The organism is Pseudomonas gozinkensis (assembly GCF_014863585.1).
In the GTDB taxonomy this organism is placed as follows: domain Bacteria; phylum Pseudomonadota; class Gammaproteobacteria; order Pseudomonadales; family Pseudomonadaceae; genus Aquipseudomonas; species Aquipseudomonas gozinkensis.
In genome coordinates, this window is the sequence record NZ_CP062253.1 from 5295778 (window position 1) to 5308956 (window position 13179).

Consider the following 13179-nt stretch of genomic DNA (forward strand, 5'->3'; position numbering starts at 1 on the left):
GGTCTTAGGTAAAATCCCCTGAAGTTTCTATCAGGGATACCCGAACGATGTGGGCCGATGTTTTAGCGCGTTTCGAGAAAAAAGCACCTGCCAGCGTTATGGCCAAATTGGCGCTGGAGCAAGCTATTGCCCCTGAGTGGGTCGATCAGGTCTTCGAAGAGCATCGGCAACGGCAGTATTCTCGTGAGCTACTGTTCTCGACCATCATCAAGCTGATGTCCCTTGTTTCATTGGGCTTGAAGCCATCCCTGCACGCTGCGGCGCGGCAACTGGAAGATCTTCCTGTCAGCCTGGCGGCCCTCTACGACAAGATCAGTCGTACCGAGCCAGCTCTGTTGCGCGCCCTGGTCACGGGCTGTGCACAGCGCCTGGCTCCAACGATCAGGGAGTTGGGTTGCACGGCGATGCTGCCGGGTTGGCAGGTTCGGGTGGTGGACGGTAATCACTTGGCATCCACTGAGAAACGACTCGGGGCTTTACGCCACGAGCGAGGCGCCGCTCGGCCCGGTTTTTCGGTGGTTGTCTACGATCCCGACCTGGATCAGGTCATCGACCTGCAGGCGTGTGAGGATGCCTACGCAAGCGAGCGTGTCTGCGTGTTGCCTCTCTTGGCCGATGCCGAGTCGGGCCAAGTGTGGCTGGCTGATCGACTCTATTGCACGCTCCCGGTTATGGAGGCTTGCGAACAGGTCAAAACCTCCTTTGTCATTCGCCAGCAAGCCAAGCATCCACGCTTGATTCAGGAGGGGCAGTGGCAAGAACCAGTGCCTGTGAGTACGGGCACTGTGCGTGAGCAGATTATTCAGGTCAGAGGCGGTTACCAGTGTCGGCGTGTCGAACTGACGCTTCACTCGCCAACGGACTCGGGTGACAGCAGCTTGATGTTCTGGAGCAATCTGCCTGACAGCGTCAGCGCGCAGCAGATCGCGGAACTCTATCGCCGCCGCTGGAGCATTGAAGGCATGTTCCAGCGACTGGAAGCAATCCTGGAAAGTGAAATCGAAACCCTTGGTAGCCCAAAGGCTGCCCTGCTCGGGTTTGCTACTGCGGTTTTGGCCTACAACGTCCTGGCCGTACTCAAGCGAAGCGTCGAGCAAGCCCATCAGGCTTCCCAGCCTGAGGGCTGGGAAGCCTCAACCTATCACTTGGCGGTTCAGGTCCGCAGTGGCTATGAAGGTCTGCAAATTGCGCTGCCCTCGGAATGCTTTCCCGTCGTACCTCTGGAAAAACTGGCCCAGCGCTTGTTGGAACTGGCCAGAAACATCCAGCCAAAACAAGTTGCCAAAAGTCCCCGGGGCCCCAAGGTGCCCAAACCCAAAACATGGGTGCAAGGCGCTGCGGTGCATGCGCATGTTTCAACGGACCGGGTAATCAAGGCCGCCAAAACGAAAAGACCTTGAAAGGGATGGCCGTAAGGGCGAAACCGCCAGCGGGAGCCCCCGAAGAAACGGATATTCACCCCAAACATCCAGAGCATGGTCGGCCCAAAGGCCGCCAAGCCCCCCCCAAAAAAACCCTGTCAAAACCCTGAACACACAAGCAGAAACATCCACCCCCATTGAAACCACCCAACCCCTGCCCCATCTAACAGCCATACCCAATTGCGCAGGTGCCCCATGAGCGACCAGCAAGAATTCCCCGAGAACCCCGACGACATCACCGAAACCGACGCCGAACACATCGAACACCACGTCCCCGGCAAAGGCCTCGCCCTGCCCGGCCAGAACCTGCCGGACAAGGTCTACATCATCCCGATCCACAACCGCCCGTTCTTCCCGGCGCAAGTCCTGCCGGTCATCGTCAACGAAGAACCCTGGGCCGAAACCCTCGAACTGGTCAGCAAATCCGAACACCATTCCCTGGCCCTGTTCTTCATGGACACGCCCCAGGAAGACCCGCGCCACTTCGACACCAAGGCATTGCCGCAGTACGGCACCCTGGTCAAGGTACACCACGCCAGCCGCGAAAACGGCAAGCTGCAATTCGTCGCCCAGGGCCTGAGCCGCGTGCGCATCAAGACCTGGCTCAAACACCATCGCCCGCCGTATCTCGTTGAAGTCGAATACCCGCACCAGCCCACCGAGCCGACCGACGAGGTCAAGGCCTACGGCATGGCGCTGATCAACGCGATCAAGGAACTGCTGCCGCTCAACCCGCTGTACAGCGAAGAACTGAAGAACTACCTCAACCGCTTCAGCCCCAACGATCCGTCGCCGCTGACCGACTTCGCCGCCGCCCTGACCTCCGCCACCGGCCCTGAATTGCAGGAAGTGCTCGACTGCGTGCCGATGCTCAAGCGCATGGAAAAAGTCCTGCCGATGCTGCGCAAGGAAGTCGAGGTTGCGCGCCTGCAGAAAGAAATCTCCGCCGAAGTGAACCGCAAGATCGGCGAGCATCAGCGCGAGTTCTTCCTTAAAGAGCAACTCAAGGTCATCCAGCAGGAACTCGGCCTGACCAAGGACGACCGCAGCGCCGACCTCGAACAGTTCGAGCAGCGTCTGGAAGGCAAGGTCCTGCCGACGCAGGTGCAGAAGCGCCTCGAAGAAGAGATGAACAAACTGTCGATCCTCGAAACCGGATCGCCGGAATACGCGGTCACCCGCAACTACCTCGACTGGGCGACTTCGGTACCGTGGGGCGTGTACGGCGAGGACAAACTCGACCTCAAGCACGCACGCAAGGTGCTGGACAAACACCATGCCGGTCTCGATGACATCAAGGACCGCATTCTCGAATTCCTCGCGGTCGGTGCCTACAAAGGCGAAATCAGCGGTTCCATCGTGCTGCTGGTCGGCCCGCCGGGCGTAGGTAAAACCAGCGTCGGCAAGTCCATCGCCGAATCCCTCGGCCGGCCGTTCTACCGCTTCAGCCTCGGCGGCATGCGCGACGAAGCCGAGATCAAGGGCCATCGCCGCACCTACATCGGCGCGCAGCCGGGCAAACTCGTGCAGGCGCTGAAAGACGTCGAAGTGATGAACCCGGTAATCATGCTCGACGAGATCGACAAGATGGGCCAGAGCTACCAGGGCGACCCGGCCTCGGCGCTGCTGGAAACCCTCGACCCGGAACAGAACGTCGAATTCCTCGACCACTACCTGGACCTGCGGATGGACCTGTCGAAAGTCCTGTTCGTCTGCACCGCCAATACCCTGGATTCGATTCCCGGCCCATTGCTGGACCGGATGGAAGTGATTCGCCTGTCGGGTTACATCACCGAAGAAAAAGTCGCCATCGCCAAGCGTCACCTGTGGCCGAAACTGCTGGAAAAGGCCGGCGTGTCCAAGGGCAGCCTGAGCATCAGCGACACCGCCCTCAAGGCTTTGATCGACGGTTACGCCCGTGAAGCCGGCGTGCGCCAGCTGGAAAAACAGATGGGCAAGCTGGTGCGCAAAGCGGTGATGAAGCTGATCGATGATCCGAAAGCGGTAATCAAGCTCGGTCCGAAAGACCTCGAAGCGTCCCTCGGCCATCCGGTGTTTCGCAACGAGCAAGTGCTGTCCGGCACCGGTGTCATCACGGGGCTTGCCTGGACCAGCATGGGCGGCGCGACCCTGCCAATCGAAGCCACGCGCATCCACACGCTCAACCGTGGATTCAAACTCACCGGGCAACTGGGCGATGTAATGAAGGAGTCGGCGGAGATCGCCTACAGCTACGTCAGCTCGCACCTCAAATCCTTCGGTGGCGATCCGAAATTCTTCGACGAAGCTTTCGTCCATCTGCACGTGCCGGAAGGCGCGACACCGAAAGACGGCCCGAGCGCCGGCGTGACCATGGCCAGCGCCCTGCTCTCGCTCGCCCGTAATCAGGCGCCGAAAAAAGGCGTGGCCATGACCGGTGAACTGACGCTGACCGGGCATGTACTGCCGATTGGCGGGGTGCGCGAGAAGGTGATTGCGGCGCGGCGGCAGAAGATTTTCGAGTTGATTCTGCCGGAGCCGAATCGGGGCAACTTCGAGGAGCTGCCGGAGTACTTGAAGGAAGGCATCACCGTGCATTTCGCCAAGCGGTTTGCGGATGTGGCGAAGGTGCTTTTCTAACAATGATGTAGTGCCTGCACTGCCGCCTTCGCTGGCAAGCCAGCTCCCACAAGTTCAATGGTGCTCACGAATCTTGTGTTCAACCGAGAAACCTGTGGGAGCTGGCTTGCCAGCGATGGCGTCAGCCAAGACAGCACCAACTCCCGCACTGTCACACTTTGTCTCATCTTCAGTTATGCTCGCCGTTCGTCGCCAACGCCGGAGCCACTGAATCCATGTCCCCCCTTCGCCTGTTTGTCCCCCTGTCCCTCGCCCTGCTGGCCGCCTGCGCCACGCAACCGAAAACCAACGTGACCGTGGAAAAACAGAGCGAATGCCCCGTACGGCTTTCCAACGGGCAAAACCTGATCGTCATGCTCCCGAGCAACCCGACTACCGGGTACCGCTGGGCCATCCAGGATTCTGCTGGCGGCGTATTGCGTGCCCTCAGCCCCGAGGTCTACAGCAACCCGGAAGATGCCGGCGTCGTCGGCGCAGCGGGCTTGTCGACCTGGCGCTTCCAGGCGTTCGCCCCCGGCACTGGTCGCCTGCGCCTGACTTCGCAACAACCGTGGGCGCCGGAAGTGTTGCCGGTGGAAACCTTTGACTGCGCCATTTCGGTGAACTGATCGTGGGTTGGCTGATCCTCGCGCTGATGGGCGCAGTAACCTTTCTCTATGGCGTCAGCACCCATGCGGCGCTGCTTTGTCTGCTGGTCAAACCGCTGCCGGTGTTGGCACTGCTTGGCTGGTTGCACGATGCACCGCCGACTGACTATCGCCGCTGGATCAGCCTCGGCCTGATTTTCTCGTTGATCGGCGATGTGTTGCTGGCGTGGCCGGGGGATTTGTTCGTGTTTGGCCTGGGGGCGTTTCTGGTGGCGCATCTGGCGTATCTCAAGGCATACCTCAGCGACTGCAAACGTCCGGCAGTGTTGCCGCTGATACTCGCCATCGGTGTGGGCGCATCGCTGTTGGGGATTCTGATTGCCAACGGACTCGGCCCCTTGCTGATACCCGTGATTGTCTACGGCATGGCAATCAGCGCCATGCTCTGGCGCGCCCTCGCCCGATTGGGAACCGATGTACCCAAACGTTCGGCGCTACTGGCAGCCGCAGGTGCGCTGGCATTTGTGTTCTCCGACAGCGTGATCGGCATCAACCGGTTCGTGTCACCGTTCAACGCGGCGCCCTACATCATCATCCTCAGTTACTGGCTGGGGCAGTGGGGGATTGCAGCCTCGGCGTTTGCCCTAAATTCAAAAAACATTGATAACCGTATCCATTAATAGCGAAACGTACTTTATACCTGTCAGATCTGACAGTATCCCGATTCTTCCAGCGGTTTTAGGATTCGAGTGGCTTTTCCCCACATCATCCAACGCAAGGAAGACCACAATGAGTTTTTTCCAAGGCAAACAAAAACGAAGCGTAGCTGAGACCGCAATCACGGTCAGTGCCCACACAAAGCTCAGTGTTTCGAAGCGCGTAGACGTTGATACCCAAATCGTTGAATACGAAGAGGATACCGACAGTGGAATGATCGCGATTGTTTCCCGCGCCAACACCGAGGATTACTCACACAGAAACAAGAAAGGCCTTGTGATGGTTTTTCCTCGAGACATCAAATCTGGCACCTATCCAGCGAAAGATCCTCAATTCGAAAACATTTACTACTTTGAAACAGCAACCATTCCCGGATATACCAAGTCGATCCAATACAATGCAGTTAACGGCTCTGTAATTATTGATGTCGTAGAAAACACTGCTAAATCACTGATATATAAAATCACTCTCGACATTAAAGTCGTTGACGACAAGACCAATGAAGAACTGAATATTGTCGGTAAAAAAGACTTCAGGGCTTTCTTTGAACCGCTCTGATTGACCCTGACTGTCGAATGGCCAAATTACAAACCGTGTATTTGGTCATTCAACCGATTTCTCACTCCGCATCAGGCTTTCCCCCGCACCACAGCCGACCCCACGCTTTATCAGACAACCCAAGCATCTGCGCGCCAGTTTGGCTAAAATGCCGGCCTTTCCACCGACACCGCCGGAACCGCCGTGAGCAAAGAACCCGATCGCATTTTCGCCCAGCCGATGGCCCAGGTGCCTGACTTCGCCTTCAACGAGGACGTGGTGCGGGTGTTCCCGGACATGATCAAGCGCTCGGTGCCGGGTTACCCGACTATCGTCGAAAACCTCGGTGTGCTGGCGGCGCAGTTCGCCCAACCGAACAGTGTGCTCTACGACCTCGGCTCTTCCCTTGGCGCCGTCACCCAGGCCTTGCGCCGGCATGTGCGCACCGACGGTTGCCGGGTGATCGCGGTGGATAACTCGGCAGCGATGGTCGAGCGCTGCCGCGAATACCTCAACGGTCAGGACTCGATGTTCCAGGAGTTGCTGCCGGTCGAAGTGATCGAAGGCGATATCCTCGCCCTCGACTTCAAACCTGCTTCGGTAGTGGCGCTGAACTTCACCCTGCAATTCATCGCCCCGGATCAGCGCACGGCATTGCTGTCGCGCATCCGCCAATCGTTGCTGCCGGGCGGCGCGTTGATTCTGTCGGAGAAGCTGCGCTTCAACGATGCCGAAGAACATGCGCTGCTGACCGACCTGCACGTCGCGTTCAAACGCGCCAACGGCTACAGCGAACTGGAAATCGCCCAGAAGCGCAGCGCCATCGAAAACGTCATGAAGCCCGACAGCCTCGAAGAACACCGCGAGCGCCTGCTGGCCGCGGGGTTCTCGAAAGTCGTGCCGTGGTTCCAGTGTCTTAACTTTGCCTCGTTGATTGCCTTGCCATGATTGATCTGTCCCCCCTCGCCCGCCGTCTGGCCGGCACGCCGCTGGCCGAATGGGCCAATACCCTGCAAGTGCAGCTCGACAAGAAAATGGAGAAAGGTCATGGCGATCTGGAGCGCTGGCAAAGTGCGCTGGATGCCCTGCCGAAGATCCAGCCGACCGAAGTCGACCTGCTCGACGGCCTGAAGCTGGACACCGATTGTGACGACGAAACCCGCGCGCAGATGCGCACCGCGCTGATGGGACTGTCGCCGTGGCGCAAGGGGCCGTTCGATCTGTTCGGCGTGCACGTCGACACCGAATGGCGCTCGGACTGGAAGTGGTCGCGTGTCGCTCCGCATCTGGACCTGAAGGGCAAGCGCATCCTCGACGTCGGTTGCGGTAACGGCTACTACATGTGGCGCATGCTCGGCGCCGGTGCCGACAGTGTGATCGGCGTCGATCCGAACTGGCTGTTCTTCTGCCAGTTCCAGGCGGTGCAACGTTATCTGTCAGAGCCGAATGCCTGGCACCTGCCGTTCCCGTTCGAAGACCTGCCGCCGAATCTGGAAGGTTTCGACACGGTGTTTTCCATGGGTGTGTTCTATCACCGTCGCTCGCCGATCGAGCATTTGCTGGCGCTGAAGGATTGCCTGGTGAAGGGTGGCGAACTGGTGCTGGAAACGCTGGTGGTCGAAGGCGACAAGCATCAGGTGCTGGTGCCGGAAGACCGTTATGCGCAGATGCGTAATGTGTGGTTTTTGCCGTCAGTGCCAGCGCTGGAACTGTGGCTGCGCCGTGCGGGTTTCACGGATGTGAAATGCGTGGATGTGAGCACCACCACCATTGAAGAACAACGCGGGACTGAGTGGATGAAGTATCAGTCGTTGAGCGATTTCCTTGATCCGGAAGATCACAGCAAGACGATTGAAGGACTGCCGGCGCCGATGCGTGCGGTGATTGTCGCGAAGAAGTAACGATCCCTTCCAGACACTGCAAAAAATTGTGGGAGCTGGCTTGCCAGCGATAACGGTGGATCAGTCGACATCAATGCTAGATGTGCCGATGCCATCGCTGGCAAGCCAGCTCCCACAGGGTTTGATGTTGTTCTTCAGTCTGCGGGTTTTGCCCGCCGCGCCCGGAAGAACTCAGTCAACACCGCCCCACACTCCTCCGCCAACACCCCGCCTTCATACAACACTCGATGGTTGAGAAAGCCCTGAGTGAAGAACTGCCCCTGACTCTGCACAATCCCGGCCTTGGGCTCCAGCGCGCCATACACCACCCGCGCAACCCGCGAATGCACGATCAGCCCGGCGCACATGCTGCACGGTTCCAGCGTCACATAGAGCGTGCTGCCCGGCAGACGGTAGTTATCCACCGCCTGCGCGGCCGCACGGATCGCGACCATTTCGGCATGTGCACTCGGGTCGCTGGTACTGATCGGACAGTTGAAACCGCGCCCGATGATTTCGCCATCCTGCACCAGCACCGCGCCCACCGGCACTTCACCGAGGGCTGCACCCTGGGCAGCCAACTCCAGCGCCTCGCGCATGAAGTCGCGATCACGGCTGCGGTCGATGATCGCTGCGGGGCGAATCTGGCGCATCACTTCACCTCGATGGCGGCCATCAGGCCGGTTTCCATGTGGTCGATCACGTGGCAATGGAACATCCACACCCCCGGGTTATCCGCCACCAGCGCCACTTGCGCGCGCTCGTTCTTGCCCAGCAGGTAGGTGTCGGTGAAGTACGGAATGATCTTGTGCCGGTTCGACGCAATCACCTTGAAGCTCATGCCGTGCAGGTGGATCGGGTGCTGGTACTGGGTCATATTTTTCAGTTCGAAAATATAGCTCTGGCCCAGCTTCAGGCTGGCGATCGGCCGGTCGGCGCAGGTCTTGTCGGTGATGTCCCAGGCCTTGCCGTTGATCTGCCACAGGCTCGGCGGCTTGCCGTTGTCGACATTCACCGACACCGAACCGACCCATTCGAAATTGAAGTTGAGTTTCTCGGCATTGGCCAGGTCCGGCTCGGCCACCGGGTTAGCCGGCAGTGCTTTCGGCCAGTCGGTCGGCGCGTCATTGTTGGCCACCGAACGTAAAGTACCGAGGCGAACCGGGCCGTTGCGCAGCGACAGTTCCTCACCGGCCGCTGGTGCCTTGATCGCCAGGCAGATGCGCATCCCCGGGCCGAGCCAGTATTCCTTGCCCAAGGGGCGCGGCTCGACCGGGTTGCCGTCCAGCGCATAGATCTGCGCTTCGACGCCGGGAATATTGATGCGATAAGTCAAGGTGTTGTCGAGGTTGAGCAGGCGCACCCGAGTGATCTGCCCCGCCGGCAACTCGATCACCGGCGAAGGTACGCCGTTGATGGTCGACAGCCGACCCGCCGTACCGCCACGGGCCGCTTCGCGCGGAATGCTGAACTCGACGAAGTTGCCCTCGTCGTCGATGTGCCAGTTCTTCAGGCTCAGGGTCTTTTCGTACTTGAACCCGGTCGGCTCGCGCTCTTCGACGATCAACGGCCCGACCAGCCCGCGACCGAGTTCTTCGCTGCTGCTGACGTGCGGGTGATACCAGTAGCTGCCGGCGTCCGGCACACGGAATTTGTAATCGAAGTATTCGCCCGGCAGCACCGGCAATTGCGAAACGTACGGCACGCCGTCCATCTCCAGCGGCAAGCGGATGCCGTGCCAGTGAATGGTCGTCGCGACCGGCAGATGATTGATGAAACGCACCCGCAGCCACTCACCCTGACGCACGCGCAACTCGGTGCCCGGCGCCGACGGGCCAAACGCCCAGGCCTCGGTCTTGTGCCCCGGCACCAGCTCGACGTCCAGTGGTGCAGCGATCAGCTCGTAATCATGCCCGGCGTTGGCATCGGCCACCTTGCCCAGCCAGTAACGCGTCGCACCACCGGCTCCCGCGCCAACCACTGCCAGACCGGCCAGGCCACCGAGGATTTGTCGACGGGTAAAGGACATGGACACAACTACCTCACATATCTGCCGCGGGCCAGAGCGCCCGCAAAAGGCAAATACGATACACCTGCGCTTGCGAAACAGTAAGGGTGACGCGGCGGATGGCCGCAGATCCGATCACCTCCGGGTGGTATCTATGTACCACACGGCCCTGCGGCGAACGGTTCATCCTCCAGCTCTCTTCTCAAGGATCAGAGAGCCAATGAACCCAGCAGAAACCCGCCCACTGCCCAACGCCGCCGACAAGGCCGCCCTCACGAACATGGCCACGCAAGTCGTCACGACCTGCCCGAGCCTGAACGACACGGCCCGTCAGGTTGCCGCCGATCTGCTCGCCAGACATGCAATTACCGGTCTCGACCCCGACCACATCTATTTCCACCGATTCAGAACCGCCCAAAGCCTGTCCGTATCTTTCACCGGCTGGCAGCACTATGGCGAAAGACCCTACGAAAGCCTGACCCTGACGCAACTGGTGATTCACCGTTTCCGCGCCACGGATCAGGACAACGCCGACCTGCTGGATCTATACGGCGGTTTTTACACCGCTGGGCCGGAAGCCGAAAACTTCGATGCAAGCAACGAAGTGCGCCTGCACGGCAACGAGGTTTTGAACGACTTCTGGAACATCAACTTCAGCGAGCGCTACCGCAACGAGCTGAACGCTTTCTGGAGCAGTCATTCCAGTGAGTTCCGCACCTTGGCCAAATGCAACTTCCTCGTCAAAGCGGTCGAAGCGCGAGAGCTCGGTCACCTGAGCGACGAAGATTTTCAGTCTGCGATCAGTGCGATCACCGGCCCGCTGAGCTGGCCTGTCAACCTGCACACCCTGCAAAGCGAATCCGAAACCGGTCATGGCCTTCGGGTCTGCACGCTGGAGATCGACGGTCATGTCGCCACGAACATCCTGCGCATCATCGACTCCAAGGGGCGGCAGATCGTTTATGTACCCGGAGACAGCGAGGCTTTCCATGTACTGGATACGCCTGCCGACCTGCACTGGTGGGCCTTGCAACAATTGAAAGAGAGCGTGCCCCGTGAACGGTTTCTCCAGCACTTCCCGCTGGCCGACCGACAATCGATGACCGAGAACATCAGCGATCTGGTCAATCGGCTGGTCAGTACCTGGAGCCACGGCGATCATCACTTGATCAATCCGAATGATCGGGTGCTGACAGGGGATGCATTCACCTGGCTTCGCAATTCCACCCGCGATGCAATGTTCGCCGAGGCTGACCTGTCCCTGACGTCGAATGGCGATCTGCGCAAGAAATTGTGGATCGGCTATATCAGTGCCGGCCTCAAAGTCTTCGGACCGATGGCCATGGTGGGCTGGCCAATAGCACTGCCGGTGATCGGCGCCAGTCTCGCTAACATGGGATTGAACATTGACCAGGCCGTCAATGCCAAGACAGCCGAGGAGCGCAAGGCTGGCGTACTCGGGGCGATCCTCAGCGGTATCGATGCGCTGCTCAACATTGCATTTCTGAAAGGGACCGGGGCACTGGCGGAGTTCAGTGAGTCTCCCCAAGCGATCGACGCAGGCGAATTGACTGAAGCCGGTACGGCATCGGAGCTGGAGGCGGAACATCCGAACGAAATTGTCCCGGTCCTGGAAGAATTGTCGTCAGCCCCAGCCGAAACCCCTCAGATGCCGAGGATTGCTCAGCGCTATCAATCCAACGAAGTACTGGATGGACTGACGCCGGTATCGGAGCCAGGCAAGTACCAAGGGATCTACAGGCTGAACGCCGAGCCTTCCTGCGCCATCGTGATGAACGACACGGCTTATTACGTGCGGTACTTCACTGACTCACAAGGCGGCGGATTCTGGGCGATCGTCGACCCGGTGAAACCCAACCAGCTGATTCATGCATTGCCGGTGCGTCTGAACAGTGAAGGCGTCTGGGAGCGGATGACACAATTGGGGCTCAAGGGCGGTGGTCAATGTCTGGGCAAGCCATGCACCGTGGACGTGGCGCTGGAACTCGACGCACGTGAGCCTTTACCCGAGGAGCCGGAACAGCCCCTGGCGCAGCCCGCTCCGCGCACGCCACTGACACCAGAGCCTCAACCCTCGACATCAAACGATATCCGCCTGGTCAGGACGCCGTACGACGTCGACGCAGCCAGTCAACAGGAACTGAAGCGCTGGGCAATGCAACTGCGCGAAACGCATATACAGCTGCAGATCGGGCCTGATGGCGGGCTGATCGCACTGGATCGATATGCGATTAACTTCGCCAACAAGGCCCGGACCCTCCTGATGTCCGCGCGACGTTTTTACCACCATCTTTCATGGGCAAACCTGCCTCCACGCCCTCCGATTCCTGCTGTTACCGCCTCAACGACCTTCGCAGATTTTGCTGCGCAGGCACTCGAAGAAGCGCCAGGGCTGGTCATCGGCGAAACCCCGGGGCGCATCACCAGTATGCGACTGATGATTCAAAACATGCCCTCTCTGGCGCGCCAAGGGGTCAAGACCCTCTATGTGCGCCGGCTGCTCAGTGACTTCGCCCAGGCAGACCTGAACAACTACTTCAAGACCGGCGTCATGTCCGATGACCTGGAACAGTACCTGAGTCGCCTCGGCACCGATCCCGCACAGCAATTCGATGAACTGGCGCTGGTGAAAAGCGCCAGGCAGAACGGCATTCGGGTCCAGGCCACCGACTGCGCGGCGATGTATAGAAAACCCGTTTCGCTCACACGACCTGAAGAACAGATCGCGACCAACCACCTCACCGCCGACATCATGTTCATGGACAGATCCCTGAATGACGTCGGTAAATGGGTGGTGCTGACCGGGGTGGAAAACACCAACACATTCAGAGGTTTTACCGGTATCAGCGAACTGGAAGGTGGCATCGGGGTGCGGATTGAAGAGGTGGAGCCGGGACAAGGCGAGCGCCTGATGACGGACACGGGCATCGATATCGAACGAGGACCACACTCACAGACAGCAATGATGCGCGGAAACTTCGACACCCAGAACGCCGATGTACTTCTGCAAATGGAAGCTTCGCCGGTGAGCCGGAGCGAGTTGCAAATACACCGCCTGCTTTACCGCGCAGGCATGTATATTTTCGAGCGCTCCCAGGGTGCCTACCGTTTGTTTCACCGCAGCGTGAATGGAGACATCGTGCAAACCCCGGTCCAGACCTACGCCGATGGACGCTATTACATTGATCGCCCCTCCTGGGGTTCGATCCATCGCATTCCTTACGACAACCTTGAACAGCTATCCGCTGCGCTGAAACAAATGGGCCTGCAACTTCAGAGTCGCCTTCCGGGTTGATCGAGCGCCGTGGCAATAGATTTCAAGACACGGGCCAGGTCTCATTCGGCCTGCCCGGGTACATACACCACGGCCTGATTGGTGGAGACTCTCG

General features: G+C 59.3%; 10 protein-coding genes. 8 read left to right on the forward strand and 2 right to left on the reverse strand.

Translation table 11 applies throughout. The features are described from left to right. The first annotated feature begins 98 nt into the window (after window positions 1–98). The 7 genes from IHQ43_RS23475 (at window position 99) to cmoB (ending at window position 7782) form a co-directional block, all read left to right on the forward strand. Entirely contained in the window at window positions 99–1400 is a 1302-nt protein-coding gene (locus IHQ43_RS23475; RefSeq protein WP_192564953.1) for an IS4 family transposase, read from the forward strand. 216 nt (window positions 1401–1616) lie between these two features. Beyond that, window positions 1617–4040 carry an endopeptidase La gene (lon, locus tag IHQ43_RS23480; protein WP_244142223.1) on the forward strand — a complete coding sequence of 808 codons (2424 nt, stop codon included), beginning with the start codon at window positions 1617–1619 and terminating at the stop codon, window positions 4038–4040. Between the two features lie 215 nt (window positions 4041–4255). Further along, on the forward strand, window positions 4256–4648 hold the full coding sequence (locus IHQ43_RS23485; RefSeq protein ID WP_192562292.1) for a protease inhibitor I42 family protein: 393 nt from the start codon (window positions 4256–4258) through the stop codon (window positions 4646–4648). A gap of 2 nt (window positions 4649–4650) precedes the next feature. Beyond that, window positions 4651–5307 carry a lysoplasmalogenase gene (locus IHQ43_RS23490; RefSeq protein WP_192562293.1) on the forward strand — a complete coding sequence of 219 codons (657 nt, stop codon included), beginning with the start codon at window positions 4651–4653 and terminating at the stop codon, window positions 5305–5307. A gap of 109 nt (window positions 5308–5416) precedes the next feature. Then, window positions 5417–5902: a hypothetical protein gene (locus IHQ43_RS23495; RefSeq protein WP_192562294.1), complete on the forward strand. Its 486-nt coding sequence runs from the start codon at window positions 5417–5419 to the stop codon at window positions 5900–5902. A 219-nt stretch (window positions 5903–6121) separates the two neighbouring features. Continuing rightward, window positions 6122–6829 carry a carboxy-S-adenosyl-L-methionine synthase CmoA gene (gene cmoA / locus IHQ43_RS23500; protein ID WP_219736936.1) on the forward strand — a complete coding sequence of 236 codons (708 nt, stop codon included), beginning with the start codon at window positions 6122–6124 and terminating at the stop codon, window positions 6827–6829. Continuing rightward, window positions 6826–7782 (forward strand): tRNA 5-methoxyuridine(34)/uridine 5-oxyacetic acid(34) synthase CmoB, encoded by a 957-nt coding sequence (gene cmoB, locus IHQ43_RS23505; RefSeq protein WP_192562295.1) that lies wholly within the window; start codon window positions 6826–6828, stop codon window positions 7780–7782. The genes cmoA and cmoB overlap by 4 nt, the downstream gene beginning before the upstream one ends. A gap of 134 nt (window positions 7783–7916) precedes the next feature. Here the strand turns inward: cmoB and tadA are convergent, their stop codons facing one another. Both tadA and IHQ43_RS23515 read right to left on the reverse strand, forming a co-directional pair. Continuing rightward, window positions 7917–8414, reverse strand: coding sequence for a tRNA adenosine(34) deaminase TadA (gene tadA / locus IHQ43_RS23510; RefSeq protein ID WP_192562296.1), 498 nt, complete (start codon window positions 8412–8414; stop codon window positions 7917–7919). Further along, window positions 8414–9790, reverse strand: coding sequence for a multicopper oxidase family protein (locus IHQ43_RS23515; RefSeq protein ID WP_192562297.1), 1377 nt, complete (start codon window positions 9788–9790; stop codon window positions 8414–8416). Before IHQ43_RS23515 ends, tadA begins: the two co-directional genes overlap by 1 nt. Before the next feature lie 199 nt (window positions 9791–9989). Between IHQ43_RS23515 and IHQ43_RS23520 the strand changes: the two genes are divergently transcribed. Beyond that, a complete protein-coding gene (locus tag IHQ43_RS23520; protein ID WP_192562298.1) occupies window positions 9990–13085 on the forward strand; it encodes a membrane-targeted effector domain-containing toxin in 3096 nt (1031 codons plus the stop codon). Window positions 13086–13179 lie beyond the last annotated feature (94 nt).